Consider the following 19,525-nt stretch of genomic DNA (forward strand, 5'->3'; position numbering starts at 1 on the left):
TCGGAGGCTGGGGCCGCATGGAACATGCGGGTGTACTGCCTACGACCTCCGGTTTATCAAGGAGTACTGCCACTATGGCTCGTCTCGCTGGCGTAGACATTCCCCGCGAAAAGCGGCTGGAAATTGCGCTTACTTACATCTACGGCGTGGGCAAGACCCGTGCACACGAAACCCTGGCTGCCACGGGCATCAGCGCTGACGTTCGCGTCAAGGACCTGACTGACGCCCAGTTGGTTGAGCTGCGTGACTACATTGAAGGCAACTACAAGGTTGAGGGTGACCTTCGCCGCGAAGTAGCAGCAGATATCCGCCGCAAGGTTGAAATCGGCAGCTACGAAGGCCTGCGCCACCGCAAGGGCCTGCCCGTACGCGGTCAGCGTACGAAGACCAACGCACGTACCCGCAAGGGCCCGAAGCGTACCGTCGCCGGCAAGAAGAAGGCCCGTTAAAATCCCCGCTCGGGATTTACGGACTTTCCCCAATAACTTTCTGTAGGAGAAAAAATGCCCCCGAAGACTCGTGGCGCGGTTCGCAAGCCGCGTAAGAAGGACAAGAAGAATATCGCGCTTGGCCAGGCGCACATCAAGAGCACCTTTAACAACACCATCGTTTCCATCACGGATCCGAACGGCGCTGTTATTTCCTGGGCTTCCTCCGGTGAGGTTGGCTTCAAGGGCTCGCGCAAGTCCACCCCGTTCGCTGCACAGATGGCTGCCGAAGCCGCTGCCAAGCGTGCGCAGGAGCACGGCATGCGCAAGGTAGACGTTTTCGTCAAGGGACCGGGTTCCGGTCGCGAGACGGCAATCCGTTCGCTGCAGGCCGCAGGCCTCGAGGTTGGCTCCATCCAGGACGTCACCCCCGCAGCCCACAACGGCTGCCGCCCGCCGAAGCGCCGCCGCGTCTAATTCTTTTCCGCAGCAGGAGCTTGCCCGGACCAGCGATGGTCCGGGCAAGCCCAGCGCGTTAAGTCTTCAGACCGAATTTCCACCACCTGTGTTGCGTCATATAGCGGATGCTCGCCGAAAGGAAACCTAAGTGCTCATTGCACAGCGCCCCACCCTCTCCGAAGAGGTAGTCTCCGAAAACCGTTCGCGTTTCATCATCGAACCGCTGGAACCGGGCTTCGGCTACACCCTCGGAAACTCCCTCCGCCGTACCCTGCTCTCCTCCATCCCCGGTGCTGCCGTAACCAGCATCCGGATCGATGGTGTGCTGCACGAGTTCACCACGGTTCCGGGTGTCAAGGAAGATGTCACCGAGATCATCCTTAACATCAAGAGCCTGTCGGTTTCCTCCGAGCACGACGAGCCCGTCGTGGCTTACCTGCGCAAGCAGGGCCCCGGAGTCGTCACCGCCGCGGACATCGCTCCGCCGGCCGGCGTCGAATTCCACAACCCGGATCTGCACATCGCCACGCTGAACTCGAAGGGCAAGTTCGAACTCGAACTGACCATCGAGCGCGGCCGCGGCTACGTTTCGGCAGCTCAGAACAAGTCCGGCGATGCAGAGATCGGCCGTATCCCGGTCGACTCCATCTACTCGCCGGTGCTGAAGGTTACTTTCCGCGTGGAAGCAACCCGTGTTGAGCAGCGCACCGACTTCGACAAGCTGATTGTCGACGTCGAGACCAAGCAGGCCATCGCCCCGCGCGATGCCGTCGCTTCCGCAGGCACCACCCTGGTGGAACTGTTCGGTCTGGCCCGTGAGCTGAACACCGCAGCTGAAGGTATCGAGATCGGCCCGTCGCCCACCGACGCTGCCCTGGCAGCCGACATGGCACTGCCGATCGAGGATCTGGACCTCACCGTCCGTTCCTACAACTGCCTCAAGCGTGAGGGCATCCACACCGTGGGTGAACTCGTTGCCCGCTCCGAGGCTGACCTGATGGACATCCGCAACTTCGGTGCAAAGTCCATTGACGAGGTCAAGGCAAAGCTGGTTGAACTGGGCCTGTCCCTCAAGGACTCGCCTCCCGGTTTTGACCTCGCAGCACGCGCCGCAGCAATCGAAGAGGACGACGCCGCCTTCGGCGACGACGAACTCTAAACCAGACCTTGGCCGGAGGGCAGCACCACGGTGTGCCGCCCACGGCTTCCACATGAGGAGAAACAATTATGCCTACCCCCACTAAGGGTCCGCGCCTCGGAGGCGGCCCGGCTCACGAGCGCCTCATGCTCGCGAACCTGGCAGCATCCCTGTTCGAGCACAAGCGGATCACCACCACGGTGACCAAGGCCAAGCGCCTGAAGCCGTACGCAGAGCGCCTGGTGACCTTCGCCAAGCGTGGCGACCTCGCTTCCCGCCGCCGCGTTCTCGGCCTGATCAGCAACAAGGGCATCGTCCACGAGCTGTTCACCGACATCGCCCAGGCTGTGGAGAACCGCGATGGCGGCTACACCCGCATCACCAAGATCGGCAACCGTAAGGGCGACAACGCTCCCATGGCTGTCATCGAACTGGTCCTCGAGCCGGTCTCCGCCAAGCAGGCCGTCGTAGCCGAGGCTACCTCCGCTGCCAAGCGCGATGCCGACAAGAAGGAAGCTGCTGCTGCACCCGTTGCAGAAGAAGCTCCCGAGGCTGAGGCCGTGGAGACTGAAGCTGCTGAGGCTCCGGCTGAAGAGGCTGCAACCGAAGAGGCTCCCGCCGCTGAGGAAGCTCCCGAGGCTCCCGCCGCCGAAGAGAAGGACGCGAAGTAATTCGCTGATTCTCTTCGCATAGACTTAGGTCTGTGAACCACCAAAAACCCGCGGCCCCCGTTCCAGGGGGCGGCGGGTTTTTGCGTATCCGGCTTGACCTTTCGTACGACGGCGGCCCGTTCAGCGGGTGGGCACTGCAACCGGGACGGCGCACCATCCAGGGCGTCTTGGAAGAGGCGATCGCCCTGTTGGTACGCCGTCCGGTGCGTGTCACCGTGGCGGGACGGACCGACGCCGGCGTGCACGCCCGCGGCCAGGTGGTCCATCTGGACCTCACCGAAGACGAGTGGCAGAACCTGCCGCGCGGGCACGAACTGGATCCCGCCGTCGCCATGCTGCGCAGGCTCCGCGGGGCATTGAACCGGGCCCTGGGCGATCTTCACGGGGCCGTGGAAGTGCATGACATCTCGTTGGCACCTGTGGGCTTTGACGCCCGCTTCTCGGCTCTCTGGCGCCGCTACAGCTACCGGATCGCAGACGGGCCCGCCCTGTGGGATCCGTTGGAGCGGTATTTCACGTTGTGGCACAAGAATCCGCTGGACGTGGGACTGCTGAACGAGGGCGCCTCGCAGCTGCTGGGCCTGCAGAACTTCCTGTCTTTCTGCAAGCCGCGCGAAGGCGCCACCACCATCCGGGAACTCCAGCGGTTTGAGTTCAGGCGCGGCGAGGACGGCGTCATTGTGGCCACCGTCCAGGCTGATGCGTTCTGCCACAACATGGTGCGCGCCCTCATCGGCTCCGCGCTGTACGTGGGTGAAGGCGTTGTGGAGCCGGGCTGGCTGCACGAACGGCTGCTGCTGCAGAAGCGGGACGCCAAGTCGGTCCTGGCCGCCCCGCATCCGTTGGTGCTTGAGGAAGTGGCCTACCCCTCAGACAGCGAACTCCTGGCCCGCGCCGAACAGACCCGGGCGCTCCGCGAACCCTGACTAGAACGCCGGGGGTGGACCCTCGGCCGGCAGCGTCACCGTAAACGTGCTGCCCTGGCCCTCGCCGCTCTCGCAGTCGATCGTCCCGCCGTGCCGCTCCACAATCATTCGGGTGATTGACAGACCGAGACCTGCGCCCGGGATGGCGGCCTTCCGGGCGGTCTCGGCGCGGAAGAACCGGTTGAAAGCCCTCGCCGCGTCCTCGCTGGACATGCCCATCCCGGTGTCCGTGACGCTCAGCCGGACCCACTGCCGGTCCGCGTCCGCGCTGATGCTGACCTTGCCGCCGTCGGGCGAGTACTTGATGGCGTTGGACACGAGGTTGTCCAGCACCTGTCCGATCCTGAGCGGATCCGCGTAGGCCCACAGCGGCGAGGGGACGTCGGCGGCGATCTCCACGTGGGAGCGTTGTGCCAGGGCCTGGGCGGAGCCAAGGCTGGTCTCCACCAGGCTGGCCAGATCGGTCCGCTTGGGGTGGACGTTCAAGGTGGTGGAGGCGGAGGCCGTCAGGTCGGCCACCAGGTCCAGCAGCCGTTCCGCGTTGCGCTGCACCACGAGCAGGCGCTGGGCCACCTGCCGGGGCAGGCTGTCGGCGTCGTCCAGGACCAGGTCCAAGTTGCCCAGAATCGAGTTCAGTGGGTTCTTGAACTCGTGCGAGACGTTGGACACCAGCTCCTGGTTTGCGGCCAGGGACTCCACCCAGCCGGTGACGTCCGTGTAGACCACCACTGCCCCGGTCAGCCGGCCGTCCTCGCCGACCAGCGGGCGGGCGGCGGTGGATATGGCGCGCTGCTCCGGGCCTTCGCCGGCCCACACCAGGTAGTCGGCGAAGGACTCACCCGCCATGGCCCTGTTGATGGGCCGCCGGTCCCGGGGGAGCAGTGTGCGCCGGTCCTGTCCAAAGATGAGCTGGTGCCCCTGGCCGGGGAGGGCGTCGTCAGCGCCCGTGACACGGCGGAAGTTGCGCTGGCGGCTGTTGGACACCAGGAAGTGGCCGGAGCGGTCGACGGCGGCAATTCCGACGTCGGTGGCCTCCAATACAGTTTCGAGCAGCTTCTCCCGTTCCCGGCTTGCGGCCAGCAGTTCGCGGAGTTCACGGTCCTTGTCCGCCAGTTCACGCTGCTGCTGCCGGAGGCTTACGCTCGCGAAGCGGATGGCCAGGGATACAGCGAGCATCATCACGGGAAAGAGCAGGACGGTGGTGAGGTCCGAGGCCGTGACGGTGGGGAAATGGCCCACGGCAGATGGAACCATGATCAGGAAGGGCCCCGCAAAACTGAGCACCAGGCTGCTGCGCGCCAGCATGCCGGAGGCGGAAAGCCAGATGACCGGGAAGACCACCAGTACCGCGAGGCCCGGCAGGAGCGGAGCGGCGCCGTTGCGCAGGAACCCGATCAGCGCGAAGTCCAGCACGGGGATCAGCAGGTATGGGCGGTGCGCCAGGCGTTCCCAGGGAACCAGGAAGCAGCCCAGGAACAAAACCGCGTTCAGGGCAAGGCCGGCCACGTACAAGGGGGAGTGCATGAGCGAGGGCCAGGCGAAGGGGGTGGCCACGGCAATGACAAGCACAAGGAAGGTAAGGGGGAGCTGGCAGAGCGCCACTTGGGCGCGGGTTCCCAGCCGCCGGAAGATGCGTCCGGGTCCACGCTGGAACAACGGCTCGGCCATGTTTCTGACTCGTACCCCTTTAGGTCCGGAAAGCAGGCGCCGCCAAGATGTAGCAATTCCCCCCAGTTACCTTGGCCAGCACCCTTTCCCTTGGATAATGCACATGTCTTGTCATAGTAATTGACTTTTCAATTTTCAGTGTCGATTCGGATGTGCACAGCCGGGCTTACTAGTAGCGTATAAATTGTTGGAGCGGGAATGGCATTGGCGCTGGGCCAATGGGGGGCCATCTCCGCCTGGCGCAGGGGTATTAATGGACGATCTTGGTGTAGCGGTGGTTATCGAGGACGACGCCGACGTACGCAACCTCCTTGAAGGTGTCTTGACCCAGGCGGGCTTCGAAGTGCATACGGCCGTTGATGGGCGGGCCGGGGTTGAGGTGGTCCGCGCTAAGCAGGCCAATGTTGTGACGCTCGATATTGGCCTGCCGGATATCGACGGGTTCGAGGTTTTGCGGCGAATCCGGAATTTCAGCAATGCGTACGTGGTCATGCTGACTGGCCGGACCGACGAACCGGACCTGCTGTCAGCACTGAATGCGGGCGCGGATGACTATATCGCCAAGCCCTTCAGGCCCAGGGAACTCAGGGCCAGGGTGGCGGCCATGATGCGCAGGCCGCGCCACGAGGTGAACGAGCAGCATGAATCCGCGTCACACGGGGGCCAGGCACCGGTTCCTGCCGCCGCGCAGCCCGAGCCCGGCGTCCTGCGGCACAACGGACTCCTGTTGAACCACCGGACACGCACCGTGGAGGTCAAGGGCGAGCCGCTGGGCCTGACCCGCAGCGAGTTCGACCTGCTCCACGTGTTGCTGAAGGGCGGTGGTGCCGTGTGCACCAGGGCGGACCTGGTGCGGGCGGTGCGGGGCGATTTCTATGACCGGGACACCTACATCAGCGAGGCGGACGAGCGGGCGGTGGAGGTCCACGTGGGAAACCTGCGGCGCAAGCTCAAAGAGGACCAGTTGTCCCCGCGCTGGCTGCAGACAGTCCGTGGGGTGGGTTACCGGCTGGCGCCGAGGCGGCCGGACGATGCTTAACTGCTAGCCGTTCTCCATGATGTAGGTTGACTGCAGTTCGGACACGGTGCGTGCCCCGTCCTGGGCCACGCCTGCCATCATCGCCTGCCCCTGGACAAAGTCACCCCGCCGGATCAGGCCCTCCAGGAGTTCGGCGAGCTTTGCCAGCCGTACCCCGCCCACCATGGCGGAACTGATTTTGAGGCTGATGACCGCGTCCAGGGCAGAGTCCCCGTCCCTGCTCTGCACCGCTGTTCCCAGCCGGGCCAGCCGCACGTCCCACATGGCGGCGTAGTCCCTGGCGAAGCGCTGCGCCAGTCCGGACCCGGCCAGCTCATCTTCGAGTTCCGCCAGCACTGCGGCATCAACCAATGGCAAGAGAGCGGCCGCTTCCAGTGAGGGGTCCGCACCGGCGGGAGCGGGAGCGGGAGGAAAACCGACCCCGGACAGCGGGAAGTCCGCAGCGGGGCTCTTTCCGCTGGAACCGGGATCGGGACTGTTCATTGTTCAAGGCTACTTCCTGGAAATGCTTCGGGGTCCTGTTTTTCATCATTCTGTGTAAACCTTGAGACAACCTTGCCGCCGCGCTGAGCATCTTTACTGGCCGCTGAAGGTCACCACTGCATTGATCACGGCCGGCCCCAGAATGGCAATGAAAAGGACCGGGAAGATAAAGAACAACAGCGGGAAGAGGATCATGACGGGCAGCTTCATGGCCTTTTCCTCGGCCCGCTGGCGCCGTTTGACCCGCATGACCTTCGCTTGGACGCGCAGGACCCGGCTGATGGCGATTCCGTACGTGTCGGCCTGCACCACGGCCTGCACAAAGCTGCGCAGTTCCGGGATGTTGGTCCGTTCCGCCAGGGCGATGTAGGACTCACGGCGGCTGCGTCCCACCTGCATGTCCTGCAGGGTGCGGACAAGTTCTTCGGCAAGGGGGCCCTTGCCGTTCTCGCCTGCCCGGGCCATGGCGCCTTCGAAGCCCAGTCCGGCTTCCACTGAAATCAGCATTTGGTCCAGCGTGTTGGCCAGTTCCAGCTGCATCGCCTTCTGCCGCTCCAGGCCCTTGCTGTACAGGAGGAGATCCGGGATGAAGTAGCCCAGGAAGAGGACGAAGAGCCCGGCGAGCTTCATCAGCGGGCTGCTTCCCACGCCTGCCAGCCAGCCGCCCATTGCCACCCCGGCCAGGCCGATGGCGAGTTTGGATCCCAGCACTTTTCCCAGCGGCATGGAGGCGGGCCGGCCGGCGAGGGACAGGAGGCGGTCGAGGAATGCCACATAGGCCGGGGGAGTGAGGCGCCGGCCTATGGCCTCGAGCAGCCCCGGCGCTCCGGCGGCTGCAGCTGTAACAGGCGGGGCGCCGCGGGAGAGCAGGTCAGAGACGGCCAGGCGCCCCTGCTTGTCCACGGTCAGGACGGACCAGGCCAGGGCCGCCAGGGGGATGCAGACCAGGAGAACGGAGAGGAGGACGATCAGGTTCATGGGGTCCTCAGAACTTCAGGTCGATGATCTTGCGCATCCAGAGTGCGCCGATGGTCATGAGGACAAAGGAGGCGCCGATCATCACCCAGCCCAGGGGATGGGTGAACATCGAGTTCATGTAGCTTGGGCTTACGGCCAGCAGCATGGCCACGATGCCGAACGGCATGGCGATCAGGATGTACGCGGAAAACTTTCCCTCCGCGGCCAGTGCCTTGATGTGGCCCTTGATCTCGGCGCGCTCGCGAATGGTCTCGTTCACCTGGTCCAGCACCTCCGCCAGGTTGCCGCCCACTTCCCGGTTGATCTGGATGGCCTGCGAGATCCACACGAAGTCCTCGTTTTTCATCCTGTCCGCGGTGTCGTTCAGCGCGGCCAGCAGGTCCCTGCCCAGGCTGGTTTCGGTGATCACCCGCCGCATCTCCTCCGATGTCGGCTTTTGGGACTCCGTGGCGGCGGCGTCAATGGCGCGCAGGATGCTGTGGCCGGCCCGGAGGCCGCCGGAGAGCAGCTGCAGCGTGTCGCCCAGCTGGCTGTCGAACGCCCCGCGGCGCTTGCCGGCAAGGAATCCGAGGACGAGCTTGCCCGCGAAGGGTGCCAGCAGGGCCAGCAGCACCCCCACCAGGGGGCCCACCGTCACGGTGCCGACCAGCATCCCGACGCACGCTCCGATGCCCACCAGCAGGAAGAATTCGGCCTGGCTGAGGCGCAGGCCGGCGTTCTCCAGCTCCGCGCGGGAGAAGAGCTTGACGTTCCGGCCGGCGAGCAGCCGTTCAAAGGATCTGACCCCGGACAGGGCAAGGCGGGACAGCGAGGACGGCGGCTCCGGTTCAAACGGACGACGGCGGTCCAGCGGCACCGCCGGGGCGCTCGGCAGGAGCACGGCCACACCGAGCAGGCAGATGGCTGCCAGGAGGAGGACGCTTCCAATTGCGATGATCATGGCCGCGTCCCTACTTGGCGCCCGGTGACAGCGGCCCGGCGAATACTGCCGGGGACACGTGGATGCCCAGGTCCTCGAACCGGTCGATGAACCGCGGCCGGATGCCCGTGGCCACAGGCCTGCCCAGGAACCTGCCGTGCGCGTCGACGCCGGCGGAGTAGTCGAAGACGAAGGCATCCTGGAGCGTGACGATGTCGCCCTCCATGCCCTGCACCTCGGTGACGTGGGTGATCCGGCGGGAACCGTCGCGGAGCCTGGAAATCTGGACGATCAGGTTTACCGCGGAGGCGATCTGCTCACGGATGGCGCGCAGCGGAAGATCCATGCCGGCCATAAGCACCAGGGTCTCGAGACGCGCCACGGCGTCCCTGGGCGAGTTGGAGTGCACCGTGGACAGGGAGCCGTCGTGGCCGGTGTTCATGGCCTGCAGCATGTCCAGCGATTCGCCGCCACGGACCTCACCCACCACGATCCGGTCCGGGCGCATACGGAGGGAGTTGCGGAGCAGCTCGCGGATGGTGACTTCGCCCTTGCCTTCGGTGTTGGGCGGCCGGCTTTCCAGCCGGACCACGTGGTCCTGCTGGATCTGAAGTTCCACGGCGTCCTCGATGGTGACGATGCGTTCGTCGTGCGGAAGGAATGAGGACAGGACGTTGAGGAGCGTGGTCTTGCCCGTGCCCGTGCCGCCGGAGACGATGATGTTCAGTTTGGCCTTCACACAGGCGTTCAGCAGTTCGGCCATCTCCGGGGTCAGGGTCCCGAAGTCGATCAGGTTGCGGACCGTCAGCGGGGTCTTGCTGAATTTTCGGATGGTCAGGGAGGAGCCGCCCACGGCCAGCGGCGGGATGACCGCATTCACGCGGGAACCGTCTTCCAGTCGGGCGTCCACCAGGGGCGAGGATTCATCGATTCGGCGGCCAACCTTGGACACGATCCGTTCGATGACCTTGCGCAGGTGTTCCTCTGAGCTGAAGCGGGACTCGCTGAGGGTCAGCTTGCCCTTGCGTTCCACGTAGATCTGGTCCATGCGGTTGACCATGATTTCGGTGACGGCGGGGTCGTCCAGCAGGCGCTGGAGGGGGCCGTAGCCCAGCACATCGTCGGCAACGTCCTGGACCAGGCGGGTGCGCTCCTCCGGCGTCAGCGGCACCTGCTCGGCGTCGATGATGCGGGTGAGTTCCTTCTTGGCGGTGCTCCGAAGTTCCTGTTCGGTGACCGCGGCGTCGTTGAACCGTGTGCCCATGCGTTCGAAGAGGGCGGTGGCCGCCCTGTCCTTCATGGCTGCGAATACGTCCACCCGGGGTGCCGTGGGCACCTGCTGCGCGCCGTCGTCGTACGTTGGATGGACGACGGCGGCGTGCGCCGGAAGGTGCCGTTCCGCACCGTCTGCGGGGCTTGGGGAAGGCGCCGGCTGCGGGGGCTCAAGCAGGGCCGTGGCCGACCCCGGTCCCGCGGCAGATGCCTGGTTGCGGCCCTGGACCGCGTTGATGCGTTCGGAGAGTTTCATCAGATGACCACCCTTCGGTGAAGCTTCCTTTGGGTCTGCGTGCGCCAGGCCGGGTTGAAGCGCTCCACGAGCTGGCGGAGGCTTTTGACGGCGGGGTCCTTCTTTGATTCCTGGAGGACGGGGATGCCGCGGTTGGTGGACAGCGCCACGGCGCGGGACCGGGGGACGCTGACGTCCACGGGGGCGCCGATGGTGGATTCGACGTCCTGGACGTTCAGGCCGGCTTTAGCGTCGGCCATGTTCAGGACCACGTGGCGGGATTCGGGCATGATGTCCAGCTGGCGGAGGACTTCCAGTCCTGAGCGCAGGCCGCGGAGGCTGGGGATGTCCATGGCGCTGACCCAGACCACGTCGGTGCACTGCTCCATGGCGGCGAGGCCGATTTCCGGCATGCCGGGGGCGGTGTCGATGACCACGTACTGGAACTCCTGGGCCAGTTGCTCCAGCAGCCGGCTGACCTGGTCCGGGGTGATGTGGTCCGCGTCCACCGGGTTGGGCGGGGCGCACAGGGCGTAGATGCCGGCCGGATGCACGGTAAGGAAGGCCTTGAGGACCAGGGAGTCCTGGGCCGCGGCGGGGGTGACGGCGTCCGTGACCGTGTGTTCGGGGTTGAGGTAGAGGCCGGAGGCGACGTCCCCGAACTGGAGGTCCAGGTCCACGATGACCACGCTCATGGGCGCCACCTGGCCCAGGCCGATGGCGATATTGGTGGCCAGGGTGGTTTTGCCCACGCCGCCCTTCGGGGAAAAGACGCCGATGACCAGGCCCTTGCCGTTCTCTGATTGCTGCGGTTCCGCGCCGCGGTGCCTGGTGGCAAAGGACTGGCAGGCGCGTTCCAGCAGCACCCGTATTTCGGCTGCATCCGCCTGGGGGCTGAGGATGTCCCGGATGCCGGCGCGCATGGCGTGCAGCAGGAAGGACGGGTCCACGTCGCTGACCAGGACCAGGCTGAGGCCCGGAAACTGGACGTCGAAGACCTTGGCGAAACGCAACGCCTCTTCATAGGGAACGTCGGGGCCGATGATGAGGACCTCCGGCTGTTCCTGGTTGAGGAGGGCAAACAGTTCCGCCGGGCCGGCGGGGAGGATGTCGCTCGAGATTGTCTGCACACTGCCGCGCAGGCCGTGGGCGACGGCGTCGCGCAGCTTCTGGTCGAAGTCGCCGTTGGGGGAGAGGAGGACGAAGCGGCTCATCTGTACACGTTGTCCTTCCTGGCGATGAAGCCGCCGTTGTCCTGCGCGTCAAGGGGCTCCTTGGTGAGCCAGAGGTCACCGTTGTTCGAGGAGTAGATGATCTTGGTGGCGTCGATGTCATTCACGGCGACGGTGACCATGAACGATCCCTGCGGGAGCGTAGTGTCTTGGGGATTCGTGCCATCCGTGGGCTTGGCACTTGGTTGCGGGGCCCTCTGGACCGCTGTGACAAGAACCTTGCGGAGGGTGAGCTGGGTGGTTCCTTCGCCTGGTTTGGTCTTGTCAGCGCCCGCGCCAAAGCTGAAACCGATACCCACGTGGTCCCCGGCCTCGATGCGGCCGCCCACTACACGCTTGGCTTCGAGTTCGAAGGTGATTTCCTGCAACCCGGCCGGCACTTTTACTGCACCGCTGGACTTGACGTCTTTCGGATCAACCAGTCGTTCGGCCAGGAGTTGCTCGCCGGGGACCAGGTCCACGGCGGCGACTTTGCCGGCTGAATCGTCGAGGTTTTTCAGGGCGGTCTTCGAAACAGCAGTGGCGGGTACCTGTTGCAGGGTCACGGACGCTTTTACGGTGTCGAGGGAAGCGCCGGCCGGCACGGCCTTGGTCACAACCATCACCCCGGTGGGGTCCATGTCCTTCATGGCGCGCTGGTCGGCACCTTGGGCGTAGGTGACGATAAGAACCGCTCCGATGATGGCCAGCACCACTGCTGATACACCGGCCAACATACGTGACTTCACTGACTGCTCCTGTTGCTTTCACAGATAGGGTGTTGCGTTTTAGCTTGCTATTGCCACAATGGTGGCGCCGTCCGGGTTGACTGGGCCCAGCGTGTAGCCGTTGGCCAGGGAAACGTATTTGACGAAGGTGCCGATAATGCCGCGGCATGGTTCCCGGCACTGCACCGCGGCCGGTACGTCCGGCGTCCTGTTGCGGAACGTGTAGGGAAGGCCTGTGGGGCCGAATTTCCAACCGGATACCTTGAAAGCGGCAAAGGTGGTGAGCCCGAAGACGGCATTGTTTCCTGTCCCGGTGACGGCGTTGAAGACGGGAATCAGAACAATAACGTCTTTGCCGGCGGTCATATCGGCCGCCCATGAATTCAAGAGGGTGTCGCAGTAGGGCGGGGGGTTGTTTCCAGTGTCTCCGCCGGCGGTGCTCTTCGAGATGTCGATGGTGGCGCCGCATGCCGAAGGATCCTGTTTGAGACCCCCGAAGCCACCCTCCACCGCTGCGCCGGAGGGACCGTAATTGCAGCTTGGGTTGGCGCCGGTACCGTGCAACTGAAGCAGCTGCAGCACGCCAGTCTGTCCTCGCACCTGGCAGACGGAAACGGTGATGGGAAAAGCAGCCAAGCCCTTGGTGGGGCTGCCCCACTGCACGGATGCCGGCGCGTTGACCTCAGCCGTGTTGATCCCTAGGACGCGGGCGAAGAAGAGGGACACCTGATTGGGCGTGTGCCCTGCCTCCTGAGATGCAACTGAGACCGACACCTTGCGGTTTGTCTTGTCGAGCACCACGGACTTGAGGTTGCTGAGGCTGTCGTTTGCGTTCTTGTTTGCCAGGTTTGCAGCCAAAGTTGACGTATTGGAGCAGTCCGGATCGCTGAGATTCTTCGCGCACTTCTGTGCAATAGCCAGCGCGGCGGAGTCGGCTCCGTTGTGCAGCTGGGTTCGCTCGGAGTACATCATCGCTACGTCCACGGCCATGGCACCGAATCCGAGCAGGACCACCAGCATCAGCGCAACGATGACGCTCACGGCGCCGCGTTCGATGTCCTTGTTTTCAGGGGTTAGTTTCAGCCTCCGCACAGCATGGCCCCCTTGGCCGTCACAGTAAAAGGGCCGGCTATTCGTGTAAGCGTGGACAGACTGTAAGTGATGGTCACAGTCATCGTGTCACCCGACGAGCAGGCCGTGGTTCCGGTCCGCGAATTCTTGAAGACAATGTTGGAGTCCACCAGCCCCGGCTTCACTGACACTGCGGTGCTTTTGACGGCAGTTATGGCATCGGCCGAGCGACCAGAGATGGCCATCACCCGGACGCCTTCGCGGGCTGCCGCCGAGAGCGAAGCCTGGGCGTTGTAGACACGACTGAACTCCATGATGCCGAGAAGTAGCATGACCAGTACGGGAAGCAGGATCGCAAACTCCACTGCGACGGCTCCCGCCTCGGACTCCCTGGACATGACGCGCCTTTCGCTAACTTTCGTTGCTTTAAGAAGAGGAGTGACGGCGGCCTAGTGCCGCCGCCACTGTCACGCCCGCTTGGAGGGCTTGGCCTCTATCAGGGTGCGCAGGTGCCGCCAGCGGCCGTCGTAGCGGTCTGGGCGACGGTTGTGTAAGTGCCGCCCCCGACCTGGCACTTCACCTGATCGAACATGCTGCTTAGCGTTCCGCCCAGCATCGTCACTGCCGCGATGATGACAACAGCGATGAGGGCGACCATAATGCCGTATTCAACAGCGGTTGCGCCCTTTTCGCTGCGAAGGCGGATCGAGAGATTGGTGTAAAGAGAAAGCATTTTGACTCCTGAGCGAGACGGATGGCTGGCCCTGCACCAGCACTGAAACGAAGTTAGCAATGCTTGATATGACATTGATGGGATCTTGCAGCATCCTGCGCAAAGCCTTTGCTGTATGCACTTCCCCTGCGCATTCGCTGTGTTTGTACTGTGCTGAAGGTGGGCTACACATTCTGTGGACACCCAAAAGGACCCCCTCGGTTCTGGGTGCCGAGGGGGTCCGGTCTAATGGCGCCGATCGGCGCGTTTTGGTTCTACCGGGTGTGACTGAAGGCTTCGATGATGTTGATGGCTGCGGGGCCCAGCAGAACGATGAACAGCACTGGGAAGATGAAGAGGATAAGCGGAAACAAGACCTTTACCGGAAGCTTCATCGCTTTCTCTTCTGCGCGCTGCCGACGTTTTACGCGGGCATCTTTTGCCTGGGCACGAAGGACCTTGGCGATGCCGATGCCATACTTGTCTGCTTGCACGACAGCCCTTACAAAACCTTTTAGGTCCTGCACTGAAGACCTTGAAGCCATGGCCTCATAAGCTTCCTGCCGCGGCCTACCAACCTGAATATCCTGCAACGTACGAACCAGTTCCTGAGCCAGAGGTCCTCCGCCATAGGCGCCTGCCCGGGCCATTGCCGATTCGAATCCGAGTCCAGCTTCGACAGAGATCAGCATTTGGTCCAGAGTGTTGGGGAGTTCCAGCTCGATAGCTTCCTGCCGTTTGATCGCTTTGTTGTAGACCAGCAGATCCGGGACAAAATAAAGGAAGACGGTCGCGAAGATCGCCACGGCGATGTTCATTGAAGTGAAAGAATTGGAAAGCAGAAGGATTCCTGCAAGGGCCCCTGCAAGAGCCAACAAAGGTTTAGAAACGATCAACTTATCCAATGGCATGGCCGCGGGGCGTCCGGCCAACGAGAGCCAGTGGTCGAGTTTGGACTCGTAGCTGCCCGGCGTAAGGCGTTTTGATATTCCCAGGAGAATTGGAGCCTGCTGTCCGGGGTCTCGACCTCCAACGTTGAAGCCGCGAGCAAGGTTACCCCGGATGGCGAGGGCCCCTTTTCGGTCCAGCGTGGCCCACGACCACACGAAGTAAGTGAGAGGAAGGATAACCGAGGCGATTATCATCCAAGCGATTGGAGTCATGTTCGGTCCTTAGAACTTGATCTTAACAATGCGGCTCATCCAAACGCCGCCGATGATGAACATCAATGCGCTTGTACCCAGAAGGAACCAGCCGATCGGTTTCTGGACAAAGACGTCCAAGTAGCCCGGGTTGATCATTCCGATGAAGAACGCCACACCTACCGGCAATGCCATGAGGATGTATGCGGACATCGTTCCTTCTGCGCTTAGGGACCGTACGTGGCCCTTGATTTCGCTACGCTCACGTATCGTGCCGGCAACTTGCTCCAGGACTTCGGCAAGGTCTCCACCGACTTCCCGATTAATCTGGATAGCCTGCCCAATCCAGCGGAAGTCTTCGCTGTCCATCCGGGTGGCGGAATCGTCAATTGCTTCCCGAGCGTCTTTGCCAATTCGCGTTTCGTTGACGATCCTGTTCAGTTCTTCCGAGGTAGGCGCCTCGGACTCATTCGCCGCGGCCTCGATTGTCCGTATCACGCTGTGGCCCACACGTAGTCCGCCTATCAGCATTTGAATGGTGCCTATCAGCTGCGCATCGAATTTACTCCGGCGCTTGTCCCTTCGGACTGTGAGCACCAACCTGGCTGCGAACGGCGTCGCCACTGCCAGTAGGATTCCGAATCCGAGGTTAGTGGCGAGGCTGGACAGCAGGCCAACAGCTACGGTCACCGCCGCTATGAAGGCGCTGAATTCTGCAGGCGTCATTTTTACGCCAGCATTGTAGAGAAGGTCGCGGCTGTACGGGCCGCCAGATTTCCCGATCAGGCCACCCATCGCGTTGGCCGCTGATTCCGAGAATCTTGTCAGCGTGGACGGTTCCGGCTGACCGTCAGGCCTGCGGCGTTCGATGGGAATGGCGGCATACCGGGGCCTGAGGACAACTATCACCAGGACTAGCAAGGCGCCGAAGCACAGACTTATGGCACCGGCAAAAACCAAAGGCGAGTCCATCGACCTACCTCCTGCCGGCCGGAACTGCGGCCCCGAATACGGCTGGTGAGACACCAATGCCGAGCTCTGAGAACCGGTCAAGGAACCTGGGGCGAATGCCCGTGGGGATTGGTTTGCCGAGGAATCTCCCGTGCTGGTCAACACCGGCTGAATAGTCGAAGAGGAACGCGTCCTGGAGGGTGACAATGTCGCCCTCCATTCCTTGGACTTCCGTAACGTGCGTGACCCTGCGGCTGCCATCACGCAGGCGAGTGACCTGGATGATGAGGTCGACTGCCGATGAGACCTGTTCGCGGATAGCCCTCAGGGGCAGATCCATACCTGCCATGAGCACGAGAGTCTCTAAACGGGCGATGGCGTCCCGAGGTGAATTTGCGTGGACTGTGGACAGAGATCCGTCGTGGCCTGTGTTCATGGCCTGCAGCATGTCCAGCGACTCGCCGCCTCGGACCTCGCCTACGATGATGCGGTCGGGACGCATGCGAAGGGAGTTACGTACAAGTTCCCGGATTCCTACAGCACCTTTTCCTTCAATGTTCGGAGGGCGACTCTCCAGGCGGACAACGTGCTCCTGCTGCAACTGAAGTTCCACTGCATCCTCGATGGTGACTATGCGGTCGTCTTCGGGGATGAAGGATGACAGCACGTTGAGCAGGGTAGTTTTGCCCGTGCCCGTTCCACCGGAAACAATGATGTTCAACCTCGCCTGTACACACGCACTGAGCAATTCAGCCATCTCCGGGGTCAAGGAGCCCCAGTCGATGAGGTTCCGGACTGTGAGAGGTATGTGGCTGAACTTCCTGATGGTCAACGAAGGTCCGTTGACCGCCAGTGGAGGAATGATCGCGTTGACGCGCGAACCGTCCTCAAGCCGAGCGTCCACCAGCGGTGATGATTCATCGATGCGCCGGCCGACCCTGGAAACGATGCGGTCTATCACTTTTCGTAGGTGGTCGTCCGAGCTGAATTGTGATCCAGTCAGGCTCAAGTGGCCGCTTCGCTCAATGTAGATCTGGTCGTACTTGTTGACCATTATTTCGGTAACCGACGGATCCTCGAGCAGCTTCTGCAGGGGACCGTAACCCATCACTTCGTCTGCAATTTCGCGAATGAGCCTGCGGCGCTCTTCGGGCGAAAGTGGCACCTGTTCGTCGTCGATGACTGCCGAGAGTTCATCGACGGCTATGGTCCGCAATTCCTCGTCAGACGACGAGGTGTCACCGAAGCGCGTACCGAGACGATCAAACAGTGCCAGGGCAGCTCTTTGTTTGAGCCCGGCAAGCGCATCAATAGGCGGAGCCGCGAGATTGCCACCAACCGACGAACCTGGAACCGCGGCACCAACCGGGGGAAAGGATGTGCTCTCAGGTTGAGCGCCTGTCTTCGACATCTCAGACAGCGTACGGCCGTTGGGCGGTGTGGCGTTTGACCCTTCGGAATTGCCTTGAGAGCCAGCGAGCCTATCTGAGAGTTTCATGACACAACCACCCTTCGGTGCAGCTTGGTGCGTGGGGAAGATACCCACTCGGGATCAAACCGATCTACGAGCTTCTTCAACCCTTTGGCGGCGGCATCCCTAGTCGACGCTTGGAGGATCGGTATGCCGCGGTTTGTTGAAAACGGGAGCGTTCGGGAGCGCGGGATGACAGCGTCAACAGGGACGCCAACGGTGGCTTCTACATCTTGGACCGAGAGTCCGCTTTTGCGATCCGCAAAATTGAGGATGGTGTGCCGTCCTTGGGGCATGAGTTGCAGTTCTTTCAGTACTCCAAAGCACTTTCGCAATCCACGGACACTTGGAACGTCCATCCCGCAGACCCAAACCCCGTCGGTGGCCTGTTCCAACGTGGCGAGTACGTGCTCGCCCAGGCCCGGAGCGGTATCCACCACGACATATTTGAATTCATTGGCCAGCTGTTCGAGCAGCCGGCCCACGTGCTCGCCGGTGATGTAATCGGCTTCGGCCGGAGTCCGGGGAGCGCAAAGCGCGTAAATCCCTGCGGGGTGGACGGTTAGGAATGCCTTGAGAACCATGGAGTCCTGGGAGGCAATGCCATGAACGGCATCGGTGATTGAGTGCTCGGGCTCGAGCAACAAACCGGATGCGACATCTCCGAACTGGAGGTCCAGATCGACAAGGACGACGCTCATCGGCGCTACTTTGCCCAAGCCCACTGCGAGGTTGGTGGCGACTGTCGTCTTGCCAACTCCGCCCTTCGGCGACATGACGGCGATGACCCGGCCCCGTTCCTGCCCCGGGTCGGTGGGCAACGACATTCCCCGCCGCCGGCTGGCAGATGCGAGGCAGGCCCGTTCGAGCAGGACCCGTAGGTCGTTCACCTCGATATCTGGTTTCAATACGTCCCGGATACCTGAGTGCATGGCACGGAGCACCAACTCAGGGGAGGGCTCAGCAACCAGAAGCAGGCTGATCTCCGGATACTGGAGGTCAAAAACGGTCGCCAGTTTCAGCGCGTCTTCTTCGCTGACGCCCGGTCCCAGGATAAGGACTTCAGGTGGTGCCCCTGTCAGCTGCCGGAATACGTCCTCGGGTCCTCCCGACAGAATGGCCGGGCTGAGTGTTTCCAGATCCCCATGGAGGGCAGTTGACACCGCCTCCCGCACGCGGGACTCGAAGTCCCGCACCCCGGTTATGGCTACGAAGCGACTCACCGGTACAGCCCGCCAAAGGTCGTCACGGGAGGCTGAGTCTTGGTGCTCTTGTCGGTCTGTTTCGAGAGCCACAGTGTGCCGTATTCCGCCCCGAAGACCATCTTTGCGGCGTCGGCGTCGCTCCTGGCCACCGTTACGAAGGCAGAACCATTCGGCATGGCAACCGTTGAATCACCCGAGGAGTTGGACGAGTTCTTGCTGTCATCGGGTGCGGCCTTTTGGACGGCAGTGACGAGCACGTCGTGGAACAGCAGCCCGGTAGACTGCTTCCAGCCCTTTACTTCGGCCGGAACATTGGCGTCGGCTGGAATGTTGTCATCAGTTTTGAATGAGCTGTAAACCGTGACCACGTCTCCGGCTTCTAGACGGCCTCCGAGGATACGCTCTGGGGCCAAGAGGAATGTGACCTCCTGCATGCCATCCGGTACAGGAACGGTGCCAGGGACGAGTTCCTTCGGATCCACCAGCTTTGCCGCAAGCAATTGCTCGCCGGGTTGCAGAGCGGACGCGGTAACCCGTCCGGTCTGGCCATCCAGGCTTTCCAGAGCGGCCGCGGGCACGGCAGACTGCGGAAGCTCCTCTACCTTCACCTTGCCGGCCAAGTCTTCAACCTTGGTGCCGGCAGGTACGGCATCCTTGACGACGAGAACTTTCACGGGGTTGAGCCCCTGTGCAGCCCTAGCGTCGGCGCCTTGGACATAGACGACCAACAGGGCAGTTCCAATGATTGCCAGCACCAGTGCTGCAATGCCTCCCAGTAGGCGAGATTTCACTGTGGGTACTCCTTTGCAATGGGTTTG

The 19,525-nt window shown here is 62.7% G+C and carries 21 protein-coding genes; 6 read left to right on the plus strand and 15 right to left on the minus strand.

The annotated features are described in order from the left end of the window. Nucleotides 1–74: 74 nt before the first annotated feature. The 5 genes from rpsM (at nt 75) to ACV095_RS06035 (ending at nt 3,622) form a co-directional block, all read left to right on the plus strand. Nucleotides 75–449 carry a 30S ribosomal protein S13 gene (gene rpsM / locus ACV095_RS06015; protein WP_003803743.1) on the plus strand — a complete coding sequence of 125 codons (375 nt, stop codon included), beginning with the start codon at nt 75–77 and terminating at the stop codon, nt 447–449. A 54-nt stretch (nt 450–503) separates the two neighbouring features. Further along, nucleotides 504–905 (plus strand): 30S ribosomal protein S11, encoded by a 402-nt coding sequence (gene rpsK / locus ACV095_RS06020; RefSeq protein WP_018769149.1) that lies wholly within the window; start codon nt 504–506, stop codon nt 903–905. A 130-nt stretch (nt 906–1,035) separates the two neighbouring features. Continuing rightward, entirely contained in the window at nt 1,036–2,046 is a 1,011-nt protein-coding gene (locus tag ACV095_RS06025) for a DNA-directed RNA polymerase subunit alpha (RefSeq protein WP_013601812.1), read from the plus strand. 68 nt (nt 2,047–2,114) lie between these two features. Further along, the gene (rplQ, locus tag ACV095_RS06030) at nt 2,115–2,696 is read left to right on the plus strand and encodes a 50S ribosomal protein L17 (protein ID WP_026265744.1); all 582 of its coding nucleotides are present in this window, start codon (nt 2,115–2,117) and stop codon (nt 2,694–2,696) included. Between the two features lie 32 nt (nt 2,697–2,728). Next, nucleotides 2,729–3,622: a tRNA pseudouridine synthase A gene (locus ACV095_RS06035; RefSeq protein WP_026265745.1), complete on the plus strand. Its 894-nt coding sequence runs from the start codon at nt 2,729–2,731 to the stop codon at nt 3,620–3,622. Here the strand turns inward: ACV095_RS06035 and ACV095_RS06040 are convergent, their stop codons facing one another. Further along, nucleotides 3,623–5,290, minus strand: coding sequence for a sensor histidine kinase (locus ACV095_RS06040; RefSeq protein WP_478223102.1), 1,668 nt, complete (start codon nt 5,288–5,290; stop codon nt 3,623–3,625). Nucleotides 5,291–5,543: 253 nt separating this feature from the next. On the opposite strand from ACV095_RS06040, the gene ACV095_RS06045 reads away from it, so the two are divergent. Then, a complete protein-coding gene (locus ACV095_RS06045) occupies nt 5,544–6,329 on the plus strand; it encodes a response regulator transcription factor (RefSeq protein ID WP_134163704.1) in 786 nt (261 codons plus the stop codon). 3 nt (nt 6,330–6,332) lie between these two features. On the opposite strand, the gene ACV095_RS06050 is transcribed toward ACV095_RS06045, so the two are convergent. From ACV095_RS06050 to cpaB (ACV095_RS06115), 14 genes are all read right to left on the minus strand, one after another. After that, nucleotides 6,333–6,812 carry an Hpt domain-containing protein gene (locus tag ACV095_RS06050; protein ID WP_478223103.1) on the minus strand — a complete coding sequence of 160 codons (480 nt, stop codon included), beginning with the start codon at nt 6,810–6,812 and terminating at the stop codon, nt 6,333–6,335. Nucleotides 6,813–6,905: 93 nt separating this feature from the next. Then, nucleotides 6,906–7,790: a type II secretion system F family protein gene (locus ACV095_RS06055; RefSeq protein ID WP_134163706.1), complete on the minus strand. Its 885-nt coding sequence runs from the start codon at nt 7,788–7,790 to the stop codon at nt 6,906–6,908. Between the two features lie 7 nt (nt 7,791–7,797). After that, the gene (locus ACV095_RS06060; protein ID WP_134163707.1) at nt 7,798–8,730 is read right to left on the minus strand and encodes a type II secretion system F family protein; all 933 of its coding nucleotides are present in this window, start codon (nt 8,728–8,730) and stop codon (nt 7,798–7,800) included. 10 nt (nt 8,731–8,740) lie between these two features. Next, nucleotides 8,741–10,237: a CpaF family protein gene (locus tag ACV095_RS06065; protein WP_478223104.1), complete on the minus strand. Its 1,497-nt coding sequence runs from the start codon at nt 10,235–10,237 to the stop codon at nt 8,741–8,743. Beyond that, nucleotides 10,237–11,430, minus strand: a complete 1,194-nt coding sequence (locus ACV095_RS06070) for a CpaE/TadZ family protein (protein ID WP_478223105.1) — start codon at nt 11,428–11,430, stop codon at nt 10,237–10,239. Before ACV095_RS06070 ends, ACV095_RS06065 begins: the two co-directional genes overlap by 1 nt. Then, complete coding sequence (gene cpaB, locus ACV095_RS06075; RefSeq protein WP_478223106.1) at nt 11,427–12,176, minus strand: Flp pilus assembly protein CpaB; 750 nt, start codon at nt 12,174–12,176, stop codon at nt 11,427–11,429. The genes ACV095_RS06070 and cpaB (ACV095_RS06075) overlap by 4 nt, the downstream gene beginning before the upstream one ends. A 39-nt stretch (nt 12,177–12,215) precedes the next feature. After that, on the minus strand, nt 12,216–13,247 hold the full coding sequence (locus ACV095_RS06080; protein WP_478223107.1) for a pilus assembly protein TadG-related protein: 1,032 nt from the start codon (nt 13,245–13,247) through the stop codon (nt 12,216–12,218). Beyond that, nucleotides 13,235–13,624 carry a TadE/TadG family type IV pilus assembly protein gene (locus tag ACV095_RS06085; protein WP_478223108.1) on the minus strand — a complete coding sequence of 130 codons (390 nt, stop codon included), beginning with the start codon at nt 13,622–13,624 and terminating at the stop codon, nt 13,235–13,237. Before ACV095_RS06085 ends, ACV095_RS06080 begins: the two co-directional genes overlap by 13 nt. A 98-nt stretch (nt 13,625–13,722) precedes the next feature. After that, the gene (locus ACV095_RS06090) at nt 13,723–13,959 is read right to left on the minus strand and encodes a Flp family type IVb pilin (protein WP_478223109.1); all 237 of its coding nucleotides are present in this window, start codon (nt 13,957–13,959) and stop codon (nt 13,723–13,725) included. Between the two features lie 254 nt (nt 13,960–14,213). After that, nucleotides 14,214–15,101, minus strand: coding sequence for a type II secretion system F family protein (locus ACV095_RS06095; protein WP_478223110.1), 888 nt, complete (start codon nt 15,099–15,101; stop codon nt 14,214–14,216). Nucleotides 15,102–15,110: 9 nt separating this feature from the next. After that, complete coding sequence (locus tag ACV095_RS06100) at nt 15,111–16,052, minus strand: type II secretion system F family protein (RefSeq protein ID WP_478223111.1); 942 nt, start codon at nt 16,050–16,052, stop codon at nt 15,111–15,113. Nucleotides 16,053–16,056: 4 nt separating this feature from the next. After that, nucleotides 16,057–17,529: a CpaF family protein gene (locus tag ACV095_RS06105; protein ID WP_478223112.1), complete on the minus strand. Its 1,473-nt coding sequence runs from the start codon at nt 17,527–17,529 to the stop codon at nt 16,057–16,059. Continuing rightward, a complete protein-coding gene (locus ACV095_RS06110) occupies nt 17,526–18,725 on the minus strand; it encodes a CpaE/TadZ family protein (RefSeq protein WP_478223113.1) in 1,200 nt (399 codons plus the stop codon). The genes ACV095_RS06105 and ACV095_RS06110 overlap by 4 nt, the downstream gene beginning before the upstream one ends. Beyond that, nucleotides 18,722–19,498, minus strand: a complete 777-nt coding sequence (gene cpaB / locus ACV095_RS06115) for a Flp pilus assembly protein CpaB (protein ID WP_478223114.1) — start codon at nt 19,496–19,498, stop codon at nt 18,722–18,724. Before cpaB (ACV095_RS06115) ends, ACV095_RS06110 begins: the two co-directional genes overlap by 4 nt. Nucleotides 19,499–19,525 lie beyond the last annotated feature (27 nt).

It is taken from the genome of Arthrobacter sp. JDC6 (genome assembly GCF_056484025.1).

Excerpts from the sequence above, each read along its gene's own strand:
- ACV095_RS06090 (WP_478223109.1), bottom strand. The coding sequence starts at position 13,959 with ATGCTTTCTCTTTACACCAATCTCTCGATCCGCCTTCGCAGCGAAAAG.
- rpsM (WP_003803743.1), top strand. The coding sequence starts at position 75 with ATGGCTCGTCTCGCTGGCGTAGACATTCCCCGCGAAAAGCGGCTGGAA.
- ACV095_RS06045 (WP_134163704.1), top strand. The coding sequence starts at position 5,544 with ATGGACGATCTTGGTGTAGCGGTGGTTATCGAGGACGACGCCGACGTA.
- ACV095_RS06055 (WP_134163706.1), bottom strand. The coding sequence starts at position 7,790 with ATGAACCTGATCGTCCTCCTCTCCGTTCTCCTGGTCTGCATCCCCCTG.
- ACV095_RS06070 (WP_478223105.1), bottom strand. The coding sequence starts at position 11,430 with ATGAGCCGCTTCGTCCTCCTCTCCCCCAACGGCGACTTCGACCAGAAG.
- ACV095_RS06065 (WP_478223104.1), bottom strand. The coding sequence starts at position 10,237 with ATGAAACTCTCCGAACGCATCAACGCGGTCCAGGGCCGCAACCAGGCA.
- ACV095_RS06040 (WP_478223102.1), bottom strand. The coding sequence starts at position 5,290 with ATGGCCGAGCCGTTGTTCCAGCGTGGACCCGGACGCATCTTCCGGCGG.
- ACV095_RS06100 (WP_478223111.1), bottom strand. The coding sequence starts at position 16,052 with ATGGACTCGCCTTTGGTTTTTGCCGGTGCCATAAGTCTGTGCTTCGGC.
- rpsK (WP_018769149.1), top strand. The coding sequence starts at position 504 with ATGCCCCCGAAGACTCGTGGCGCGGTTCGCAAGCCGCGTAAGAAGGAC.
- ACV095_RS06060 (WP_134163707.1), bottom strand. The coding sequence starts at position 8,730 with ATGATCATCGCAATTGGAAGCGTCCTCCTCCTGGCAGCCATCTGCCTG.
- rplQ (WP_026265744.1), top strand. The coding sequence starts at position 2,115 with ATGCCTACCCCCACTAAGGGTCCGCGCCTCGGAGGCGGCCCGGCTCAC.
- ACV095_RS06085 (WP_478223108.1), bottom strand. The coding sequence starts at position 13,624 with ATGTCCAGGGAGTCCGAGGCGGGAGCCGTCGCAGTGGAGTTTGCGATC.
- ACV095_RS06095 (WP_478223110.1), bottom strand. The coding sequence starts at position 15,101 with ATGACTCCAATCGCTTGGATGATAATCGCCTCGGTTATCCTTCCTCTC.
- ACV095_RS06050 (WP_478223103.1), bottom strand. The coding sequence starts at position 6,812 with ATGAACAGTCCCGATCCCGGTTCCAGCGGAAAGAGCCCCGCTGCGGAC.
- ACV095_RS06105 (WP_478223112.1), bottom strand. The coding sequence starts at position 17,529 with ATGAAACTCTCAGATAGGCTCGCTGGCTCTCAAGGCAATTCCGAAGGG.